This window comes from Exiguobacterium sp. SH4S7, assembly GCF_004336795.1.
Taxonomy (GTDB): Bacteria; Bacillota; Bacilli; order Exiguobacteriales; family Exiguobacteriaceae; genus Exiguobacterium; species Exiguobacterium aurantiacum_A.
In genome coordinates this window covers 483,622-503,289 of the sequence record NZ_SJUT01000001.1, presented here as the reverse complement: position 1 = coordinate 503,289, position 19,668 = coordinate 483,622, and the positions used below count along the sequence as shown (strand labels likewise).

Annotated in this window: 22 protein-coding genes; 3 read left to right on the top strand and 19 right to left on the bottom strand. The window is 50.5% G+C overall.

What is annotated here, in order from left to right; all coding sequences use genetic code 11:
• From EVJ29_RS02475 to infC, 6 genes are all read right to left on the bottom strand, one after another.
• Positions 1-1,077: a M42 family metallopeptidase gene (locus EVJ29_RS02475; RefSeq protein ID WP_131504694.1), complete on the bottom strand. Its 1,077-nt coding sequence runs from the start codon at positions 1,075-1,077 to the stop codon at positions 1-3.
• A gap of 25 nt (positions 1,078-1,102) precedes the next feature.
• Complete coding sequence (locus EVJ29_RS02470) at positions 1,103-1,585, bottom strand: dUTP diphosphatase (RefSeq protein WP_070326954.1); 483 nt, start codon at positions 1,583-1,585, stop codon at positions 1,103-1,105.
• A 23-nt stretch (positions 1,586-1,608) separates the two neighbouring features.
• A complete protein-coding gene (locus EVJ29_RS02465; protein ID WP_070326953.1) occupies positions 1,609-1,863 on the bottom strand; it encodes a hypothetical protein in 255 nt (84 codons plus the stop codon).
• Positions 1,864-1,949: 86 nt separating this feature from the next.
• The gene (gene rplT / locus EVJ29_RS02460; protein WP_016508086.1) at positions 1,950-2,309 is read right to left on the bottom strand and encodes a 50S ribosomal protein L20; all 360 of its coding nucleotides are present in this window, start codon (positions 2,307-2,309) and stop codon (positions 1,950-1,952) included.
• A gap of 28 nt (positions 2,310-2,337) precedes the next feature.
• Positions 2,338-2,532, bottom strand: coding sequence for a 50S ribosomal protein L35 (gene rpmI, locus EVJ29_RS02455; RefSeq protein WP_016508031.1), 195 nt, complete (start codon positions 2,530-2,532; stop codon positions 2,338-2,340).
• Between the two features lie 30 nt (positions 2,533-2,562).
• Entirely contained in the window at positions 2,563-3,093 is a 531-nt protein-coding gene (gene infC, locus EVJ29_RS02450) for a translation initiation factor IF-3 (protein ID WP_070326952.1), read from the bottom strand.
• Between the two features lie 348 nt (positions 3,094-3,441).
• Between infC and EVJ29_RS02445 the strand changes: the two genes are divergently transcribed.
• Positions 3,442-3,651: a hypothetical protein gene (locus tag EVJ29_RS02445; RefSeq protein ID WP_070326951.1), complete on the top strand. Its 210-nt coding sequence runs from the start codon at positions 3,442-3,444 to the stop codon at positions 3,649-3,651.
• A 26-nt stretch (positions 3,652-3,677) separates the two neighbouring features.
• The gene (locus EVJ29_RS15395; protein ID WP_161567325.1) at positions 3,678-3,866 is read left to right on the top strand and encodes a hypothetical protein; all 189 of its coding nucleotides are present in this window, start codon (positions 3,678-3,680) and stop codon (positions 3,864-3,866) included.
• A 115-nt stretch (positions 3,867-3,981) separates the two neighbouring features.
• On the opposite strand, the gene EVJ29_RS02435 is transcribed toward EVJ29_RS15395, so the two are convergent.
• The 8 genes from EVJ29_RS02435 to EVJ29_RS02400 form a co-directional block, all read right to left on the bottom strand.
• Positions 3,982-4,845: a DUF1002 domain-containing protein gene (locus EVJ29_RS02435; RefSeq protein ID WP_070327894.1), complete on the bottom strand. Its 864-nt coding sequence runs from the start codon at positions 4,843-4,845 to the stop codon at positions 3,982-3,984.
• A 112-nt stretch (positions 4,846-4,957) separates the two neighbouring features.
• The gene (thrS, locus tag EVJ29_RS02430) at positions 4,958-6,895 is read right to left on the bottom strand and encodes a threonine--tRNA ligase (protein ID WP_070326950.1); all 1,938 of its coding nucleotides are present in this window, start codon (positions 6,893-6,895) and stop codon (positions 4,958-4,960) included.
• A 309-nt stretch (positions 6,896-7,204) separates the two neighbouring features.
• Positions 7,205-8,119, bottom strand: a complete 915-nt coding sequence (gene dnaI / locus EVJ29_RS02425) for a primosomal protein DnaI (protein ID WP_070326949.1) — start codon at positions 8,117-8,119, stop codon at positions 7,205-7,207.
• 5 nt (positions 8,120-8,124) lie between these two features.
• Positions 8,125-9,474, bottom strand: coding sequence for a DnaD domain protein (locus EVJ29_RS02420; RefSeq protein ID WP_131463833.1), 1,350 nt, complete (start codon positions 9,472-9,474; stop codon positions 8,125-8,127).
• A gap of 42 nt (positions 9,475-9,516) precedes the next feature.
• Positions 9,517-9,984: a transcriptional regulator NrdR gene (gene nrdR, locus EVJ29_RS02415; protein ID WP_035385865.1), complete on the bottom strand. Its 468-nt coding sequence runs from the start codon at positions 9,982-9,984 to the stop codon at positions 9,517-9,519.
• Positions 9,985-9,996: 12 nt separating this feature from the next.
• Positions 9,997-10,368, bottom strand: coding sequence for a hypothetical protein (locus EVJ29_RS02410; protein ID WP_070326947.1), 372 nt, complete (start codon positions 10,366-10,368; stop codon positions 9,997-9,999).
• Between the two features lie 111 nt (positions 10,369-10,479).
• On the bottom strand, positions 10,480-10,866 hold the full coding sequence (gene speD / locus EVJ29_RS02405) for an adenosylmethionine decarboxylase (RefSeq protein ID WP_029595188.1): 387 nt from the start codon (positions 10,864-10,866) through the stop codon (positions 10,480-10,482).
• A gap of 230 nt (positions 10,867-11,096) precedes the next feature.
• Positions 11,097-12,128, bottom strand: coding sequence for a glyceraldehyde-3-phosphate dehydrogenase (locus tag EVJ29_RS02400; RefSeq protein ID WP_131463835.1), 1,032 nt, complete (start codon positions 12,126-12,128; stop codon positions 11,097-11,099).
• Positions 12,129-12,282: 154 nt separating this feature from the next.
• On the opposite strand from EVJ29_RS02400, the gene EVJ29_RS02395 reads away from it, so the two are divergent.
• A complete protein-coding gene (locus EVJ29_RS02395) occupies positions 12,283-12,765 on the top strand; it encodes a site-2 protease family protein (protein WP_131490400.1) in 483 nt (160 codons plus the stop codon).
• A 16-nt stretch (positions 12,766-12,781) separates the two neighbouring features.
• On the opposite strand, the gene coaE is transcribed toward EVJ29_RS02395, so the two are convergent.
• The 5 genes from coaE to EVJ29_RS02370 all read right to left on the bottom strand — a co-directional run bounded on the left by coaE (position 12,782) and on the right by EVJ29_RS02370 (position 19,479).
• Positions 12,782-13,387 carry a dephospho-CoA kinase gene (gene coaE, locus EVJ29_RS02390; RefSeq protein ID WP_070326944.1) on the bottom strand — a complete coding sequence of 202 codons (606 nt, stop codon included), beginning with the start codon at positions 13,385-13,387 and terminating at the stop codon, positions 12,782-12,784.
• A 12-nt stretch (positions 13,388-13,399) separates the two neighbouring features.
• Entirely contained in the window at positions 13,400-14,224 is an 825-nt protein-coding gene (gene mutM, locus EVJ29_RS02385; RefSeq protein WP_070326943.1) for a DNA-formamidopyrimidine glycosylase, read from the bottom strand.
• Positions 14,225-14,244: 20 nt separating this feature from the next.
• Entirely contained in the window at positions 14,245-16,842 is a 2,598-nt protein-coding gene (polA, locus tag EVJ29_RS02380; RefSeq protein ID WP_131504693.1) for a DNA polymerase I, read from the bottom strand.
• A gap of 208 nt (positions 16,843-17,050) precedes the next feature.
• The gene (gene pnpS, locus EVJ29_RS02375) at positions 17,051-18,778 is read right to left on the bottom strand and encodes a two-component system histidine kinase PnpS (RefSeq protein ID WP_131504692.1); all 1,728 of its coding nucleotides are present in this window, start codon (positions 18,776-18,778) and stop codon (positions 17,051-17,053) included.
• The gene (locus EVJ29_RS02370; protein WP_070326940.1) at positions 18,775-19,479 is read right to left on the bottom strand and encodes a response regulator transcription factor; all 705 of its coding nucleotides are present in this window, start codon (positions 19,477-19,479) and stop codon (positions 18,775-18,777) included. Before EVJ29_RS02370 ends, pnpS begins: the two co-directional genes overlap by 4 nt.
• Positions 19,480-19,668 lie beyond the last annotated feature (189 nt).

Here is a 19,668-nt window from a genome sequence, read left to right as displayed (position 1 = left end):
TTATCCCTCTTTCAACCATTGAACCGTTTCGTTATCCAACCGCTTGGTGAGCGCCACGACTAAATCGATGGCCGCTTCATAATCGGCTTTATGGATGATTGACACGTTCGTATGCAAATAACGGACTGGAACCGTGAGCGCGACAGCCGGCATCCCGACTCCTGATAAATGGAACCGTCCGGCGTCGGTGCCGCCGCCTGGTGTCAAATCTAACTGATACTTAATGTCTTCTGCATTCGCGACTTCGACGATCAAGTCGATGAGGCGCGGGTTCGTGACAGTCGTCGCATCAAAAAAGATGACTTGAACGCCTTCACCAAGTTTTGACAAACCTTCTGCCGGTGTCATACCTGGCGTATCACCTGGGATACCCGTATCCACGGCAATCGCGACGTCCGGTTTAATCAAGTTTGCCGCTGTGACGGCTCCACGCAATCCGACTTCCTCTTGAACCGTGGCCCCCGAGAAGACGGTTCCTGGCGCATCATTTTTCAGACGTTTGGCCGCTTCAATCGCGATCGCACATCCGATTCGGTTATCCCATGCCTTCGCCATCAAGAAGTCTTCATTTTTCATGACCGTGAACTCGCAATGCGGCACGACCGTGTCACCTGGACGGATTCCCCACTCGGCGACTTGTTCTTTTGACGTCGCTCCGATATCTAAGAACATGTCTTTGATCTCGACCGGTTTTTTACGAGCTTCGACTGGAAGGACATGCGGTGGCTTCGCACCGATCACGCCTGGGATTTTCTCTCCAGAGCGTGTGACGACGTCCATGCGTTGAGCGAGCAATACTTGGTTCCACCAGCCACCGAGTGCTTGGAAGCGCAGGAAACCACTATCTTCGATGCGTGTGACCATAAAGCCGACTTCGTCCATATGACCGGCAATCATGACACGCGGTCCTTCACCGTTCCCCGTCACACGGCCGAACAGACTACCAAGACCATCCTGTTCGAACGATTCGACGTGGGGCTCGAGATACTCGCGCATGAGTGAACGGACTTCCCCTTCGTTTCCCGGGACGCCAGTCGCATCCGTCAGTCGTTTTAGCATATGTAAAGTTTCATTCATCTCGTATCGCTCCCTTTCGACTCCATTAGTAGCCTTGATTTTGTCGCTCATGGTTGACTTCATTCTTCGATAGATACGCCATCAGAATCAATTCTTCATTGAAACCTAGCGTATAGCCTAGTTCGAGATATGCCGCCATCAGCGTCTCGTACATCGCTTCTGTCTTCGACAAACCAAAATTCGTCACTTTTCGAAAGATATCTAAAAAAGCATCAGTCGCGTCAAGATACGAGCTGCCTGCCGGGAACGTCTCCCGTTCGTATCCGAGGGCGAGTCCGAGCGACAGTAAGAAATGGATACCGTCAACGTACTCTTCTAAGATCACGTCTTGAGGCGACGGGCCTTTCGTTGACCAAAATTTAAAACTTCGGGTCTCATTGGCGAGTTCACCGAGTTCGACGAGTAAAGCGAGTAACCGTTCATCGAATTGGTTGCCGGATAGTTGATGTTCTTGTTTGATCCGCTCATCTAATTCACGTTGCCGATCAAATAATGTTGTCCAGTTCACCGGTTGCTCCTCCTATTCTCCACTTAAAGCAGTACTAAAATCATTAAAGACCAGCCCACTGCTAAAATCAATACTTGTATTTGCATGCTTTTTGGGGCATGAACCGTTTTTTGGCGTGTCAAATGAAGTCCAAACAACGCTCCAATGGCTCCTCCGGCATAGGCGTACAACACGTTGAACTTCCCTTCGCCGTGCGTATACTGCTTCGCCTGGAAATACGTATAGACGTTTAAAGCGATGAGCGCCAACGCAACGATGGCCAAGATAGATTGATCCATAGCGTGTCCTCCTTATCTTCATCTTAAGAAATTTCCGAGAAAAAAGAAAGCGCCGAGATAGAGTCTCGGCGCTTTCGATTGAACGATTACGCGTTCAATTTTGATTTAGCTGTGTTAGCGAGTGAAGCGAACGCTTGTGCATCCGATACTGCAAGCTCAGCAAGCATCTTACGGTTGATGTCGATCCCTGCAAGCTTGAGTCCGTGCATCATACGGCTGTATGAAAGACCGTTGATACGTGCTGCCGCGTTGATACGTGTGATCCAAATACGACGGAAATCACGTTTCTTTTGACGACGGTCACGGTATGCGTACATGAGTGACTTCATGACCTGTTGTTTTGCTACTTTAAATAGAATATGTTTCGAGCCATAATAACCTTTGGCAAGTTTGATTTGCTTTTTACGACGTTGACGAGTCGTATAACCGCCTTTTACGCGTGGCATATAGTTTCCCTCCTAAATTCCTTCTGTATTACTTCGCAATCATGTTGCGAATACGTTTGTAGTCTCCAGCTGATACGATAGCACCCTTACGGAGCTTACGTTTTGCTTTCGTCGATTTGTTACCGAACAAGTGACTTGTGAAAGCGTGTGAACGTTTGAGTTTACCTGATCCTGTACGTTTAAAACGTTTAGAAGCACCGCGGTGCGATTTCATTTTCGGCATGAGTATTTCCTCCCCACTATGACTCGATGATTAATCTTCTTTCTTCGGAGCCAGCACTAAGAACATGCTGCGTCCTTCCATCTTCGGCTTTTGTTCAACTGTTGCCAAGTCGGCACATTCCGCCGCCAATTTTTCCATAACACGTCTACCGATTTCCGAGTGTGTGATGGCACGTCCGCGGAAACGGATCGACGCCTTCACTTTGTTTCCACTTTCAAGAAACTTGCGAGCGTTACGCAATTTCGTTTGGAAATCGTTGTCCTCGATTGTAGGACTGAGACGTACTTCTTTCAATTGGATGACTTTTTGGTTTTTACGCGCTTCTTTCTCCTTTTTCTGGAGTTCGAAACGGTATTTACCGTAGTCCATAATTTTAGCGACCGGTGGGTTTGCTTTGTCAGCGACCAAGACGAGGTCAAGGTCAGCTTCTTCGGCTAAGCGTAATGCTTCACTACGCGATTGTACACCGAGTTGTGCACCGTCCGCTCCAATAAGACGAAGTTCACGGGCACGAATGTTTTCGTTGATAAATAGCTCTTTGCTAATGGTTAGCACCTCCATCGTGCGATTGCACGAGTTTTAGATTTTAAAATAAGACAACATAGTAATAGTAACAAAAAAAGCGTCGGCAGTTTCCCGCCCACACATCATTGCGTACTCAGAACGGCAAGACACCGAAACTGAATTACGTACATGATGGACCTGACCGAACCGATTCGGACGAGGTGAGAAGCGGGCGCTTCTGCTTTGTTGTATTTACTCACTAAGTCATCTTAACACTAGCAGAAAAAGATGTCAAGAATTCGCGCATGAATAATTGATAGCTCGCACTTTTATGATAATAACAGTCATTCCATCGTTTCGCAATACCTTTTCAAAGGGAATAAAATAAAAAAGGAGGCGGCGAGGATGAACTGGAGAAAAGACGTGAAACAAGATCACGATTATCATGATCAAATCAAACATATCGTTCAAGAAACGATGCGTCACCATGAAATGAACGACGCTAAACTTGAAGCTGTATTGACCGATCTGCTTGAAGAGATGAACCGCATCACGTTGAAGATCGTCGATGATCATGAATCCGCTCGGGACTATATCCATAAACGTTGGTATTAAAAAGCAGAGCCTTCTCTCTCAGCTTGTTGACTAACCTGATTGATATCGCTCGTCCTTCCGGCGCCCACGCTTTCCGCAGGCAATCCCGGAGCCGCATCGCGACTCGCGTCGCTGCTGGGTCTCCGTCGGATTGCTTTCCTGCGGGAGTCGGGGCGTCGTCGGACGAGCAACGCAAACGGTCGCCATCTGGCGGCCGTTTACATAGCATTTCTTAAATTATATGTCGGTCAGAGCGCCTCGAGGTCTTCGAACATAAAAAAAAGACGAACCAGATTGCTTTTAGCGACCTGGTTCGTCAACAGCCTGAGAGCCTTCGCTCTGCTTTTTCGTTTAGTTCGTCAACGACTTGAAGAAATTACTGAGCGACTCAAACAGCCGCGCAAAGAAACCTTGTACTTCTTTCGTCTCTAGAAACGCCTGCACGTCTTGGCCCGCTCCTTTTAATCCATCACTGATCGCTGTCCAATCCAAGTTGGCTTGCTGCATGTTCTCGAACAACGTCGTCAGCTGGTTCAATTGCGTATCGGACAATTGAACGTTGTTTTGATTCAATACTTGAATGACGATATCACGAATTTCAATATTCGTCTCGGGCATTTGATTCGCGATTTCCGCTTTGATCTCATTCATCAGCCCGGCCACATCTTCTTGACCGACCGTCTTCCCGATCTCTGACGTGACCGCAAGTTCTTCTTGCGCGAGATTTTTTCGTTCCTCGGTCAGTTGGATCCCGGTCTCGTCAGCCGTCTGGTCGTACGCCTTCATAATACCTGTCAACGCAGACGTCCCGGTCACACGGATCGGAGACGTGATGTAAATATCGGCGTCAGTGACCCCGGCCGTGACGAGCGCGTTCGCATACATATCTTCCGTCACCCACGTGACGTTCTCGGTTTGAATATCAAGACCCGTCCCGTCAGTCAGCTTGATGCGGGCCGATGAGTACATACCGCCGCCACGTTGTGCCTGGGGTACGGCGTCACCTAAATACTTCTCTTCGTCAGCTGCAGTCGTGATAATCGGTTCGATTCCTGCCGGCGCTTCAACACGCTCGAGCACCCAGTCTCGCTGCTCTGCTGATAATGTCTCCCCGAGGGTGACGATTGTATCGTCGACGATCGCTTCGGCATTTACTTTAGGAATCATGCTAGTCGAGACAATCGTCCCGATCGTCAGCGCGATAATTGGTTTCATATAATTCAAACTGAATCACTCCTTTCTTCTACCATACGTGTTCTTTCATAGGTTGCGCATCCGTCTCTGGACCGAAAAGAAGACCACCCTTCCGTTGAAGGATGGCCTACCTTTACCGTGAACGATTCGCGATTTCTTCAGTGAGGGACGTCAAGAACTCATCAAGCGTTGCCGATACTTGTTCTTGTTGACCGTAGCGACGGATGTTGACCGAACGCTCATCACGTTCTTTATCACCGAGTACGAGCGTCATCGGGATCTTCTTCATCTGTGCTTCACGGATCTTATAGCCTAACTTCTCATCCCGAAGGTCTGTCTCGACACGGACACCACGTGATAACAGTTCTGCTTTCACTTCGGCCACATAAGCATCATGGACGTGAGACACCGGGATCAATTTGACTTGGACCGGCGCGAGCCATGTCGGGAAGGCACCTTTGTACTCTTCGATCAAGTAGGCGACGAACCGTTCCATCGTCGACACGACACCGCGGTGGAGGACGATTGGACGATGATCTTTGCCGTCAGGACCTGTATACGTCAAATCGAAACGTTCTGGAAGCAAGAAGTCGAGTTGGACTGTCGACAACGTCTCTTCTTTCCCGAGCGCTGTCCGGACTTGGACATCAAGTTTCGGTCCGTAAAACGCCGCTTCGCCATCCGCTTCGAAGTACGGCAGGCCGAGTTCATCCATCGTTTCTTTCAATTGACGCTGTGCCGATTCCCAGATCGCATCGTTGTCGAAGTATTTCTCTTTATCGGCCGGGTCGCGATAAGACAGGCGGAACCGGTAATCTTTAATCCCGAAGTCGGCATACACTTCTTGGATCAAGTGAACGATATCTTTAAACTCTTGCTTCATCTGCTCTGGTGTCACGAACGTGTGTCCATCGTTCAATACCATGTAACGGACACGTTGAAGACCTGTCAAAGCACCTGACATCTCATAGCGGTGCATGCCGCCAAGTTCGGCGATACGGAGCGGCAACTCACGGTATGAGCGTGGCTCATGCTTATAGATCGTCATATGGTGCGGACAGTTCATCGGGCGCAAGACGAGCTCTTCGTTATCCATCTCCATTTTCGGGAACATGTCGTCTTGATAGTGATCCCAGTGACCTGACGTCTTATACAAGTCAACCGAACCGAGCACCGGTGTATAGACGTGCTGATAACCGAGTTCGAGCTCTTTGTCGACGATATAACGCTCGACCGTACGACGAATCGAGGCACCTTTCGGGAGCCACATCGGCAATCCTTGGCCGACTTCTTGCGAGACGAAGAACAAATCAAGTTCTTTCCCGAGTTTACGATGGTCGCGTTCTTTTGCTTCTTCAAGTAGACGCAAATGCTCGGCGAGCTGTTCTTTCGTCGCCCACGCCGTACCGTAGATCCGTTGCAACATCTTGTTGTCAGAATCTCCGCGCCAGTAAGCACCGGCGACACTCATCAATTTAAAGACTTTCAATTTCGACGTCGACGGGACGTGCGGTCCACGGCAAAGGTCAAAAAAGTCACCTTGATGGTAAATTGTAAGTGTCTCACTTGCCGGGATATCTTCGATCAACTCGACTTTGAGCGGGTCGCCGAGCTGTTTGTAACGCTCGAGCGCTTCGTCACGCGTGACGACTTCACGTGTGATGTCGAGGTTTTCATCGACGATCCGTTTCATCATCTTCTCGATTTCCGGCAAATCCTCTTCATTGATGCGGCGGTCCATCTCGATATCGTAATAGAACCCGTTCTCAATCGTCGGTCCGATACCGAAATGAATCGTCCCTTCTTCGCCGTACAACCGTTTGATCGCTTGAGCCATCAAGTGAGCGGATGAATGGCGCATCAAGTCGAGGCCTGCCTCCGAGTCCGGCATGACGAGCTCGATTTTACCGTCGCGCTCGATCGGACGACGATAATCGATCAGTTCACCATCAATTTTTGCGGCGATGGCTTTCTTACGAAGTCCCGGGCTAATCGAACCGGCTACTTCTTCTGCTGTGATACCAGCTTCAAACGCTTTGACTGCCCCATCTGGAAATGTCAATTGAATCATGTGTCAACTTCCCCTCTCTATTTGAAAAAAAATAAAAAAAGCCCATCCCTATGAAAGGGACGAGCTTTGATTCTCGTGGTACCACCCTCGTTCCCAAGCTGTAAGCTTGGCTCGAACACACGATAACGAGTGTGAATCGCCGCACGATTGACCCGAGCGGTGCTCCGAGGGAGTAAGTCGATCGGCGTGTTTAGGAAGCTCTCACCATTCTTCCTTCGCTTTGAAACCCGTGACGATGTCTCGTATCCTCTTCTATGCATCAGTTATATGGTTATTAGTATAGTCAACTCGTTCGAGAAATACAATCCTTTACCGACGACGATTTTCGCCTTTCAGCTCGATCTGTGTCGTCGTCGTCGAGATCCGTTGCATGAGCCGCTGTGCTTTCATCTTGTTTTGCGGCGAGCCGTCAATCGAGAAGTGCGTCTCGAGCTCTTCGCTGCTGAAGTTTGAGCTGTAGAGCGTCGGCAGACGATGCATCATGCGGTACTGTAAAATAATCCCGAACAGTTCGTCTCGTACCCACGGGCTGATCGCCTCGGCGCCGATATCATCAATCAACAAAATCGGCACGTGCTGGAACGAGGTCAAAAATGAATCGAACGAATCGGTACGAATTTTACGTTTCGCTTCCGAGACGAATCCCGGGGCGTGAACTAAAATCGTCTCGATATCGGCGACTTTGAGTTCATTGGCGATCGCGGCGAGCAAGTACGTCTTCCCGACCCCGAAACTGCCGTACAAGTAAAGGCCGTTCACTTTTTGACGCGTCTTCATCCCCGAGACGAATCGCATCGCCTCACGGAGCGCGATCTTTCGGGCATCGTCCGAATAATCAAACGATTGAAAGCTCGCTTCCCGCACTTCTTCCGGTAAAAATAAGCTCTTGAACTTTCGATCCATCTCTTTTTGACGTCTCGCTTGGCGGTGAGCGACCGTCTCTTCATAGCGGATCGCAATTTGACCGAGATCGACATAAAGGACCGGCTGATGCCCGGGGATAACGGCTTGTTCATCGACAAGCTTCTTCCCGTCCATCTGCTCGGCATATTCGCTCAATTTCGTAAATCCGACTTCGATCGCCGTCTCGTCGAGTTCTGGATGCGCCTTTAAAAATGTAATGACACCAGGGTGCTCGAGAGTTCGTCTGCGAATCGACTCGTACGCTTCCCGCACTTCTTTACGGTTCATCATCTGGGCGAGCGTCTGATTGATCCGTTCCATGTCGCTCATCCTTTCTCTTTCAGTTCATTCAACAATTTGACGAGTTCCGCGTCATCTGGCACCGATGATTCGAGCGCCTCTTTGCGCTTCTGATCGTAAGACCGTTGCTCTTTCGCATCGTCTTCGAGCCATTTCGGCAACTCGGTCTTGTCTTTCCGACGCGAGCCGACCGTCGTACGCTGGACGTTCTCACGTTTTTGTTGCTTCTTCTCGATCAACGCGTCTTGCGTCGCTTCACGCTCTAATGCGTCACCTGCGTGCAAATAGCCCGCCGTCTTCCAACTCGTGGCGATGCGCATCACGTAATTCTCGCTGAGCCGCGTCTGTTTCTTCACTTCGATACAATAATAGAACAGCGCGTTGATCACACCTGGTGCGAGACCGAGTGTATCGACCATCTCGATGATGAGCTGTTCGTCACTTTTCGAAAGTTGTGGCGTCTTCCGAAGCGTCGATACGTACTGATGCGGGTGTGCTTCCTCCATGACCGTTGTGTCATGCAAATCGCCGACCTCCGCCTGCTCCGTCTCGTCTGACTTCACTTTTCGATGTCTCGTCTGTTTTTTCTTCAATTGTAATACCATCTGCCTGCAACCATCACGCTTCTCTTGTTCGCTGAGCGGTAAGTACGCTTCGTGAACGAAATACTCTTTTAGCATCTCGGCCATCGTCTCTTCATCGATTTGCGACACGTACGCGAGTTTTGTGATCGTCTCGTCTAACTTCTTCGTGAAGAAGCCGATTGGGAAGTTTGTCAGTTTTTTGACGATATCCATATCGAACGTATAGTTGATCTCGATCTTGGCGCGGTCCGGCTTCTCATAATTTTTTTGAGTGAACGCCATCTGGTTGACCCCTTTGACGTCGAACACTTCATTGAAGTCTTTTGTCACTTCGACGATGCCTGCCGGTAGCGGGTCGATGGTGAATCGTCCTTGCAACTGCTTGAATCGGACCTCCCCTACTTTATAGAAGAGAAAACTCGATAACAGCCCATCGTTTAGGAACGTGTGGGGCGCGAGCGGAACTCTCAGTTGATAGACGTATTGCGTCAGCCGTGCGTCTTTCGTCTTGTACGTCCGGACGAGGCCGATCGCTTCGAGCCGGAATAGACTGTCCGCCAGTTCGTTAATCGAATAATCAAGCATTTCACACAAGGCGCTATGTGATATATAGTTCGACTTCATTTTACCCGGCTTCAATTCACTCCAAAGCGTTTGATACAACGCGAGCGCCTTCACGCCGATGACGGGTTGATATAAATGATAAAGTGACTGATAAGACTCGCGATCAATGAGCCCAGTGCTCATGATCAATAGCTCATCAGTCCCGTAAAGAATCCGTTCTTTTTCCATAACGTTTCTCCCCTGAAAAAAGACGACCAGAAGGCCGCCCCTTTAGTTGGTCGATTTTTCTTGCTTCATTAAATCCTCTAACTCTTTAAAGAACACAGAGATGTCCTTAAACTGTCGATAGACCGATGCGAAGCGGACGTACGCCACTTCATCGACGCGGGCGAGTTCGTTCATGACGAGTTCGCCGACTTGTTCACTCGGGATCTCGGACTGGCCGAGCGCCCGTAACTGTTGTTCGACTTTCGTGACCACACCCTCGAGTTGCTCGAGTGTGACCGGTCGTTTCTCACAGGCGCGAATGATCCCGCGCAGAACTTTCTCTCGACTGAACTCTTCGCGGTTCCCGTCCTTTTTGACGATGATGAGCGGCGTCTGTTCAACCGTTTCAAACGTCGTGAAGCGATAGCCGCACTTTTCACATTCGCGACGGCGTCGAATCGAATAATAATCTTGGACTGGTCGGGAGTCGAGCACCCTCGTTCCGTTATGATCACATTTAGGACAACGCATGCTCAGCCCTCCTTATCGTTCGACAGATTGATTCCCGATGGCACGGAGTGGGAACTTATTTTGTAAAGCATCATAATACGCAGCGACAACTTGTTTCAGGTCAGGACCGAGCATTTGTTCACGATTCATCGTGAAATCGACGGCGGTCCGCCCTCCGTCCACTTGAACGACTGTGGCCAATGCGTCCCAACCGTCACCGTAAAAGGCGAGCTCGCCTCGCTCGGCGTCGATTCGGCGCACCGTCTGCCCCTCCGTTTTAATTCGTTCATCTAACCATGTCAGGACTGCGTTCGGCGACGTCGCGAAATAACGCGTGCGCAACGCCTCATTTTTATGCGTATCATCCGTTTGGATATGTGTTTGAAACTTGTCTAGTAATCCCATTGTCCACCTCGGCACCTAATTTATATACGTTAAGCATATCAAAATTAACGACTTAACAAAACAATTAAAAGGGCTGACCGAAAATCGGCCAGCCTCAAAAGGTCAATCGGATTATTTGCTGATCGCCACTTGTGCTTCTGGAACACGAATCGGTCCCATACCGCGATCAAGTTTGACGTCTTCGCGAACTTTCGCTTCTAAGCCTTCAGCAATGTATTGTGAAGCTGTCGCTGGATCGATCCGGTCCCCACATGTGAACACATCGACTGATGCGTAACCATGCTCTGGGAAACTGTGAATCGTTAAATGTGATTCTGAAATGATAACGACACCACTCACACCGTGCGGCGCGAATTTGTGGAAAGCGACTTCGCGGACTTCAGCGCCCGAGCGAAGTGCTGCATCGACGAACAAGCGCTCGATGTAGTCGATATCGTTCAATTTGTCGGGATTGCACTCCCAAAGTTCTGTAATAATGTGACGTCCCATAGTATCCATATAAGTGGATCCCCCTTTACATCAATGGTCTCAAAGTAGTTGATGATCACTCACTTTGTGCCTGAATCGCCCACAACCACGGGGGCAAGTTAGTCCAGAGAGGTCCTAACCCTTTAAGTTGCGTTTGTCAGACCAATTGAAGTTCACGAGATTGAGTGTATCCTGTTTAGGACGTCGATACAAGCTATTTGTTTGAATTCGTTAAAATATTTTTGACGAAATATATTTTCTCAAGCATGCGTTTCTTGTTGGCCGATTTGCAGGTAGCTCGCTACCATATCCAAAAGATCGACGACGCGGCACGAATAGCCCCATTCGTTGTCATACCAAGCGAGCACTTTGACGTGGTTGCCGCCGAGCACCATCGTCGAATCTGCATCGATAATCGAGGAGCGCTCGTCTCCATTAAAGTCGATTGAGACGAGCGGTTCGTTCGAGACACCGAGAATCCCGGTCATTTCTCCGTAAGCGGCCCGTTCGAACGCATCGTTCACTTCGGCGGCCGTGACATCACGACGCAGCTCGACGACGAGATCGACGAGCGAGACGTTCGGCGTCGGGACACGGAGCGCCATCCCGTTCAACTTGCCTTGCAGCTCGGGAAGCACAAGACCGATCGCCTTGGCTGCCCCGGTCGAAGTCGGTATAATGGAGCTACCACAAGCCCGGGCCCGGCGCAAATCTTTATGCGGATTGTCGATATTGTTCTGGTCGTTCGTGTAGGCGTGTACCGTCGTGACGAGTCCTGTCTCGATGCCGAACGTCGAATCGAGCACTTTGACGACAGGTGCGAGGCAGTTCGTCGTACAAGAGGCGTTTGAGATGATATGGTCTTGCTCCGGCATATACTCGCGATCATTGACCCCCATCACGATCGTCCGTAAGTCGCCTTTGCCCGGCGCCGTCAAAATGACTTTCTGCGCCCCGGCCATCAAATGCTTGCGCGCCCCGACGTCCGAATTGAATTTCCCCGTCGCCTCGACGACGATCTCGACATCAAGTTCTTTCCATGGTAATCGTTCCGGGTCACGCTCTGCGATTAACCGAATCTGTTTCCCGTCGACAACGAGCGTATCCCCATGCGCTCGAACAGTGAGCTCAAACGGCCCATGGACCGTATCGTGCTTGATCAAGTGAGCAAGCGTCTCCGCCGGATAACTCGCATTGATCGCCACGACGTCGTGACGCCCTTCAAGCATCAATTTACGAAACACCATTCTCCCGATTCGTCCAAACCCGTTGATTGCAACTTTCGTCCCCATTCCAGTTCCCCCTTTTTTCTGCGTTACGACACCATTATAACGGAAAAATGGAAGCGTTTTCACTATGTATCGTCACATTTTTATCACTTTTTTACAGTTTCGTTTTTGAAAAAGAGGGAAATTTGGTGTAGAGCTTGGAAAGGAGCTACGTTATATGTTTGATTGGACAGACTTAGACAAATTTGTCATCTCGTTTTTTGTCATCTTACCGATTGTGACAATTATCCATCAATTCGGGCATTTCTTTTTCGCGAAATTATTCGGGGGATCACTCGATATGGAGATCGGGACCGGGAAGAAGCTATTCAAGGTCGGGCGCATGCAGTTTAACCGCGTCTACTTCTATGATGCCTGGTGCCAATTCTCGGACTTGAAATACAGTAATCGCTTGACGAGGAGTATCGTCTACGCGGGCGGGTCGATCTTCAATCTATCGAGTATCTTGATTGTGAACTGGTTTATCCTGACACGGGAGATTGAACCGACACTCTACACGTATCAGTTCGCCTATTTCTCGTTTTATTATGTGTTCTTCTCGCTCTATCCGATCTATTACTCGAACGGACACCCAAGTGACGGGCGCGCTATTTTCGACACATGGAAAAAAGGGCGACCGGACGCAGATCCGCTCAACTGAACAAAAAAAGAAGGCGTCAGTCGCCTTCTTTTTTCATGTCTTGAAATTGTTCGACGAGACGCGTCACTTGAGGCAACAAGTCTCCGAGTGCCCCGTTGTTGTTGATTAAAAAGTCAGCGTGATGCTTCTTTTCTTCGATCGGCATTTGCGAGTGGATCCTTGCGAGCGCTTCTTCTTTCGTCAAGCCGTTACGCTCCATGAGACGCATCAACTGCATCTCTTCCCGGCAGTAGACGACGACCGTATAATCGACGAGGTCACGCATCGTCCCTTCGAACAAGAGCGGGATGTCGAAGATGACGACAGATTCCCCTGCTGCCGCAAAGGAATGCATCTGCTCCTGCATTTCTTCCCGGATCGCCGGATGCATGAGCTGATTCAACAATTTCCTTTTTGCTTCGTCATGGAAGATCTCTCGCCCGAGCGCCGGCCGGTTCAACTGCTCACCTTCAAAACAGCGCGGAAACGCTTCTCGGACAGCAGAGTAAGCTTTACCTTCAGGGTCGACGACGGTACGGGCAATCTTGTCGGCATCGATAATCGGAATCCCTTGTTGTCGGAATAGGCGGGACACCGTCGACTTCCCTGTCGCGATGCCGCCTGTCAAACCAATTTTCAACATTGTGTCCACCTCTTACTGTTGGCAGTGCGGACAGTAATGCGTCCCCCGTCCGCCTAGTTTCATCTTTTCAATCGGCCGACCGCAATTGTGACACGGTTCACCGGTCTGCCCGTAGACGTAAAGCGTCTCTTGAAACGTTCCAGCCGCCCCGTCCGGATTCGTATAGCTGCGGATCGTACTTCCACCCCGCTCGATCGCTTCTAATAACACAGCGACCGCTTCTTGACGGACGGTCTCAACTTCAGTGAGTGAAAGCGAGGCTGCTGGCCGGGTCGGATGAATCCGTGCCCGGAACAACGTCTCATCGACATAAATATTGCCGAGACCGACAAAAATCGATTGATCGAGTAACGCCGTCTTGATCGCTCTCACGTTCATGCGCTTCAGACGGGCGTGCAACGTTTCGGCCGTCACTTCAGGGTCGAACGGCTCGAGCGCGAGCAGCGACAGCGGCGGCGTCACGAACAACTCGTCGTTCGTCCGAAGTTCCATCGTGCCGAACTTCCTGACGTCGTTATAGTGCAGGCTCGTACCGTCGGTGAACGTGAAGACGACGTGCGTATGCTTGACCGGATCGACGGCTTCGCTGTGCGGAAAGAATTTCCCTTCCATCCGTAAATGAGAGACGAGGTAGCCGTTCGTCAATTTAAATAAAATGAACTTGCCGCGCCGCTCGACGTCGACCATCGTCTCGCCGATCAGCTGTTGTACCCACACGTCGGCCTCATGTCCGCGAATGATTTTCGCGTCGCGTACATTGACGTCTTGAATCGTTTTTCCGGAGACGAACGGTCGCAGTCGGCGACAGACCGTCTCTACTTCTGGTAATTCTGGCATATCGATTTCCTTCCTTTACTTTATTTCGTGTCGAACCACGTCTCACCGAACGAGCCGTCCGCCCGAAGCGGGACATCGAGTGTGATCGTATGTTCCATCGCTTGTTTCACAAGTTTTTCAAGCGCGGACGTCTCAGCAAGCGGTCCTTCAAAGATGAGTTCATCGTGGACTTGAAGCAATAGTTTCGATTGCAGACCCGATGCTCGAAGCGCCGTATCGACGTCGATCATCGCTTTTTTAATGATGTCCGCCGCCGTTCCTTGAATCGGCGTGTTGATAGCCGTCCGTTCGGCAAAGCCCCGCAAGTTGAAGTTACGTGAATGGATGTCCGGGATGTTACGGCGACGTTTGAGCATCGTCTCGACATACCCATGTTCCCGCGCCCGCTCGATAGCGGCATCCATGAAGCGCTTCACACCAGGGAACTGCTCGAAGTACGTGTCGATGAACGTCTGCGCTTCTTTACGGCTGATGCCGAGGTTTTGCGACAACCCATAATCACTGATGCCATAAATGATCCCGAAGTTGACCGCCTTCGCTTGACGCCGCATGAGCGACGTCACTTCTTCTTTGGCGACGCGGAACACGTTCGCCGCCGTCGACGTATGAATATCTTCGTCATTTAAAAACGCCTCGAGCATCTTCGCGTCTTGCGACATATGCGCCATGATCCGCAGCTCGATCTGCGAGTAGTCGACCGCATACAGCACCCAGCCCGGCTCACTTGCCGTAAACGCCTTACGGATTCGGCGTCCTTCCTCGAGCCGAATCGGGATGTTTTGCAAGTTCGGATTGACCGATGACAGTCGCCCTGTCTGTGTGAGCGTCTGCGTGTAGCGTGTATGAATCTTCCCGTCCGCTTTGATGACTTTTTGTAAGCCCTCGACGTACGTCGACTGCAGTTTTCCGAGCTCACGGTAATGCATGATATGTTCGACGATCGGATGGAGCGGCGCTAGCTTCTCTAACACGTCGGCCGCCGTCGAGTATCCGGTTTTCGTCTTCTTCACGGGTGGGAGTGCCAACTTCTCAAACAAGATGACGCCAAGCTGTTTCGGCGAATTGATATTGAACGACTCGCCGGCCAATCCGTGAATTTCTGTCTCGAGCTGATCAAGGCGGTCCCTGAGATCGGTTTCCATCGCTTGAAGCGTCGCCACGTCGACGTGAATTCCGGCCCATTCCATTTCCGCGAGCACCGAGGCGAGCGGACGTTCTAAATCTTGATAAAGTGACGTCTGCTCGTTTTCATCGATTTCCGGAATGACTTTCGCGAACAACGTGAAGATAGCCATCGCCTTCTCGCCAAGATGTTGGTCGAGCACCGCTTGTTCCGGCACGTGCAGTTTCGCCCCTTTCCCGTAGACGGCCTCGTCTTCAGGCAACGCGTAATCGAAGTGCGCGGCGATCGAATCGAGCGTCGTTCCGCCCGACAAGTTGAGCAAATAGCCGGCGACGAGCAAGTCTTCGTAGCCGCGAAGTGTCAATTCGTTCCGTTTCAATTGAATGATCGTCTGTTTGGCATCCAAACAGATTGTTTTCCGGGTCTCGTCCGCTAGCCAAGCCTTCACGTCCGGTACGTCTAACAACGACATATCACCGACGGTCACACCGACTTTCGATGCGATCGCCACACCGATGATGTCGTCTTCGAAATAGTCGTCCCGCAGCTGTTCGATAAACAGGACGGCTTCCGACAAATCTTGCTGTTCGATGCCGACGTGCGTCACGTCTCGCGCTTCTGCCGCCTCTTCCGTCGTCGCATCGGTGTTCAGCTTACTGACCAGTGATTTGAACTGAAGGCTCATGAACAACGGTTTGACTTTTGCCGCGTCATACGGATGGAACTGTAAGTCATCCACACTGACGTCGATCGGGACGTCCGTATGGATCGTCGCGAGTTGTTTTGACATTCGAGCTTCCTGCTCGTTCGCCTCGACTTTTTCTTTTTGCTTCCCTTTTAACTCATGTGTATGTTCATACAGCCCTTCGACCGAGCCGTAATTTGACAGCAACTTGAGCGCCGTCTTCTCGCCGACACCAGGAATTCCCGGTATGTTATCGGATTTATCGCCCATCAGCCCTTTGAGATCGATCATTTGGCGAGGTGCCAAGCCCTCGTAACGTTCGTGGAACGCCGCCTCGTCCATCGTCTCGACGTCAGTTATGCCACGTTTCGTTAAGTAGACGGTGACTCGCTGATTGATCAGTTGAAGTAAATCTTTATCACCCGTGACGACCGTGACTTGTTCGAACGCCTCGTTTTTCGAAAGTGTCCCGATTATGTCATCAGCCTCATATTGATCGAGTTCGAGCACTTTGATCCCGAACGCCTCACACAATTCACGAACGATCGGGAACTGTTCGCGGAGCTCACCTGGTGTTTTCTGCCGCCCACCTTTATAGTCCGCATATGTATCGTGGCGGAACGTCTTCTTCGACGCATCGAACGCGACCGCGAAATGCGTCGGTTGCTCGTCTTCCATCAATTTTAAAAGCATCATCGTGAACCCATATACCGCGTTCGTGTTTCGTCCCGATGCATCCGTCATCGGAGGCAACGCGAAAAACGCACGATACGTCAGTGAGTTTCCATCGAGAAGCAGTAATTTATTCATCGTCCAACCTCCATTCTCTTCTGTATCCATCATATCATACGGGCACATGCGCTCGAAAAAAAAGACCCTTTTCTAAGTACTAGAAAAGGGTCAATCTTCTCGACCGAGTGGAGATGAGCACCGGCCGGGATACGAGATGATGAAGAGGTCTCATCAATAGAGTAGCATCTGTTTGTAAAGTTCGTGTGAACGCGATATAAATTCCTTGTTAAGCGAGCGGGAATTCGATTGTGAACGTCGTCCCAACGCCTTCATCACTGTCGACATGGATCGTCGCATGATGAAGATCGACGATGTGCTTGACGATGGCGAGGCCAAGGCCGGTCCCTCCAGAATTTCGACTCCGGGCCTTGTCGACCCGGTAAAACCGTTCGAATATACGGCTCACTTCTTTTGGAGCGATGCCGATCCCGTCGTCTTTGACGATCAAGCGCGCCGTCGTCTCCCGCTTCTCGACCGTAATCTCGACCTGGCTGCCTTCTGGAGAATAGTTGATCGCGTTCGCGACAAGGTTCAAGATGACTTGCTTGATCCGATTCAAGTCCGCTTGCAAGACGACGTCGCCGTCGTGATGCGCTTCAAGATGGATTGATTTTTGCTCCGCCTTCTGGCTTAAGACGAGACACACCTCTTCGACGAGCTGATTGAGTTGGACAGGCGTGAACTCTAAATGGAAATTTTCCTGCTCGAGCCGTGACAGTTCGAGCAAGTCCTCGACGAGCATTTGCATGCGAGTCGCTTCTTTTTGGATAATATCCAAAAATTGATCGCGCAACTCGGGCACTTCTTTCGCCCCGTCGAGTAACGTCTCACTGAAGCCTCTGATCGAAGTGAGCGGCGTCTTCAATTCATGGCTCACGTTCGCGACGAAATCTTTCCGCATTTTCTCAAGCCGTTTCAGTTCGGAGATGTCGTTAAACAATAGCGTCGTCCCGCGCAGCATGCCGGTATCGCTAAAGATCGGGGCAGCTGACACCATATACGTCTTTTGGTTGAACCCGATTCGAATCGATAGCTGGCGACGGTGCGGCTCTTCTGTCAAATAGACGTCCTCGATCAACGTCTCGACGTCCGGACTCGGTAAAATGCCATGGTAAAACTGGCCGATCATCAAATCGTCATATTGGAACATATCCCGGTACGACCGGTTGACGAGCGTAACGATACCGCGTTCATCGACGAGCAACAGACCGGCTCCCATATACTCGATCAGTGACTCGAGCCTTGCCCGCTGCACCGACTCCCCGAGCGAGATCGTCTCTAAGTTACGGGCGAGGACGTTAATCGACCCGGCCAGACTTCCCGTCTCTTCATCGTTGCGTAGTTCATACACACGGGCCCGGTAATTCCCGTCGGCGAGTTCGCGTAACACGATCGTCGCCTCATCGATTGGCCGGATGAACTGGTTCGTCAGATTGTGGAGGACGAATAAAATGAGGAAGAATGAGAAGAACAATGCGAGCGCGACCGTCAGCCAAATCCGGTTGTAGACACCTTCTAAGTCAGAAATATAGCGGATGAAGCTAAGGTAGACCGTTTCACCGGTCGACAGTTCAATCGGTTTCGTGAACTGGATCAAATCGTCGCGTGTCGCGTTGCCGAACGCACCGTTAACCGGAATCGTGTCGGCGTCAATCCGGTATTCGAACGCTCCGACGCGGAACGGCGTGCCGGCAATCACTTCCATCCTTCGGTTCAACAGCAAGATGTCGAAACTGCTCTCATCATCGATTTGTCGAACGTAGTCACGAATCTGCTCAAGCTCACCCCCGTCCAAATACAAGGCGGCGAGTTGGGCGTCTTCTTTCAACCGGTCGCGCTCCGAGTCCAAATAGAAATCTTTGAACAGTTGACCGAGCACGATCCCGAGTGTCAGCAGCACGCCCGTCACGAGCAGGATGAGTGTCGTCAAAAAACGCGAGCGATACGTCTTCATTCGGGCATCGGTTCTTCCATCTTATAACCGAGACCTCGGATCGTCTTGATGTACGTCGGTTTCTTCGTCACCGGCTCAATTTTTTCACGCAAATGACTAATATGAACGTCGACGATACGCGTATCACCGACAAAATCATAGTTCCAAATGGCTGACAGCAGTTGATCACGCGTCAACACACGGCCTTTGTTTTTGGCGAGATAAGCCAGCAGTTCAAACTCTTTCGGCGTCAATTCGAGACGTTCGCCTTTTTTGAAAACCTCATAGTTCGAAGCGATGATTTTGACGTCTCCGATCTCGATGACGTCGGCGTCGACCGTCGTCGTTTCCTGTGGACCTGACCGGCGCAAAATCGCTTTGACCCGGGCCACGACTTCGCGCGGGCTGAACGGTTTCGTCAAATAGTCGTCAGCGCCAAGTTCGAGACCGAGCACTTTATCGAACTCGTCGTCTTTCGCCGTCAACATTAAGATCGGCGTGTTCACTTTTTGTTGGCGCAGCCGTTTACATACTTCAAGCCCGTCCATTTCCGGCAACATCAAGTCGAGGATGATCAACACCGCGTCTTGTTTCTCGGCTAATTCAAGCCCTGCTTTTCCATCATGGGCCGTCTCGACCTCAAATCCGGCTTGTTCTAAATTAAATTTTAATAACGTCGCAATCGATACTTCGTCATCAACAACAATTACTTTATCGGCCACACTAGTTCCTCCTCGAATCTATCTGTTCAGTCGTTTACACTACCTATTTTACAAATCAATCCCACTCGCGACCAACTTCAAAGCAATTCTTTACAAAAACAAAACAAATCCACTGTCTATCTCCAGTTTAGCACGCTTGGAAGAAAAACGAATCCAACAAAAAAAGTCTAGCCTGCGACGCAGACTAGA

What these genes read in the sequence shown, in the direction of transcription:
- rpmI (WP_016508031.1), bottom strand. Translation starts at nt 2,532, where the DNA reads ATGCCGAAAATGAAATCGCACCGCGGTGCTTCTAAACGTTTTAAACGT.
- EVJ29_RS02395 (WP_131490400.1), top strand. Translation starts at nt 12,283, where the DNA reads ATGTTTGATTGGACAGACTTAGACAAATTTGTCATCTCGTTTTTTGTC.
- coaE (WP_070326944.1), bottom strand. Translation starts at nt 13,387, where the DNA reads ATGTTGAAAATTGGTTTGACAGGCGGCATCGCGACAGGGAAGTCGACG.
- nrdR (WP_035385865.1), bottom strand. Translation starts at nt 9,984, where the DNA reads ATGCGTTGTCCTAAATGTGATCATAACGGAACGAGGGTGCTCGACTCC.
- EVJ29_RS02435 (WP_070327894.1), bottom strand. Translation starts at nt 4,845, where the DNA reads ATGAAACCAATTATCGCGCTGACGATCGGGACGATTGTCTCGACTAGC.
- infC (WP_070326952.1), bottom strand. Translation starts at nt 3,093, where the DNA reads ATGGAGGTGCTAACCATTAGCAAAGAGCTATTTATCAACGAAAACATT.
- EVJ29_RS02445 (WP_070326951.1), top strand. Translation starts at nt 3,442, where the DNA reads ATGAACTGGAGAAAAGACGTGAAACAAGATCACGATTATCATGATCAA.
- EVJ29_RS02410 (WP_070326947.1), bottom strand. Translation starts at nt 10,368, where the DNA reads ATGGGATTACTAGACAAGTTTCAAACACATATCCAAACGGATGATACG.
- EVJ29_RS02420 (WP_131463833.1), bottom strand. Translation starts at nt 9,474, where the DNA reads ATGGAAAAAGAACGGATTCTTTACGGGACTGATGAGCTATTGATCATG.
- dnaI (WP_070326949.1), bottom strand. Translation starts at nt 8,119, where the DNA reads ATGGAACGGATCAATCAGACGCTCGCCCAGATGATGAACCGTAAAGAA.
- mutM (WP_070326943.1), bottom strand. Translation starts at nt 14,224, where the DNA reads ATGCCAGAATTACCAGAAGTAGAGACGGTCTGTCGCCGACTGCGACCG.
- EVJ29_RS02465 (WP_070326953.1), bottom strand. Translation starts at nt 1,863, where the DNA reads ATGGATCAATCTATCTTGGCCATCGTTGCGTTGGCGCTCATCGCTTTA.
- EVJ29_RS02400 (WP_131463835.1), bottom strand. Translation starts at nt 12,128, where the DNA reads ATGGGGACGAAAGTTGCAATCAACGGGTTTGGACGAATCGGGAGAATG.
- speD (WP_029595188.1), bottom strand. Translation starts at nt 10,866, where the DNA reads ATGGATACTATGGGACGTCACATTATTACAGAACTTTGGGAGTGCAAT.
- thrS (WP_070326950.1), bottom strand. Translation starts at nt 6,895, where the DNA reads ATGATTCAATTGACATTTCCAGATGGGGCAGTCAAAGCGTTTGAAGCT.
- polA (WP_131504693.1), bottom strand. Translation starts at nt 16,842, where the DNA reads ATGAATAAATTACTGCTTCTCGATGGAAACTCACTGACGTATCGTGCG.
- pnpS (WP_131504692.1), bottom strand. Translation starts at nt 18,778, where the DNA reads ATGAAGACGTATCGCTCGCGTTTTTTGACGACACTCATCCTGCTCGTG.
- EVJ29_RS02475 (WP_131504694.1), bottom strand. Translation starts at nt 1,077, where the DNA reads ATGAATGAAACTTTACATATGCTAAAACGACTGACGGATGCGACTGGC.
- rplT (WP_016508086.1), bottom strand. Translation starts at nt 2,309, where the DNA reads ATGCCACGCGTAAAAGGCGGTTATACGACTCGTCAACGTCGTAAAAAG.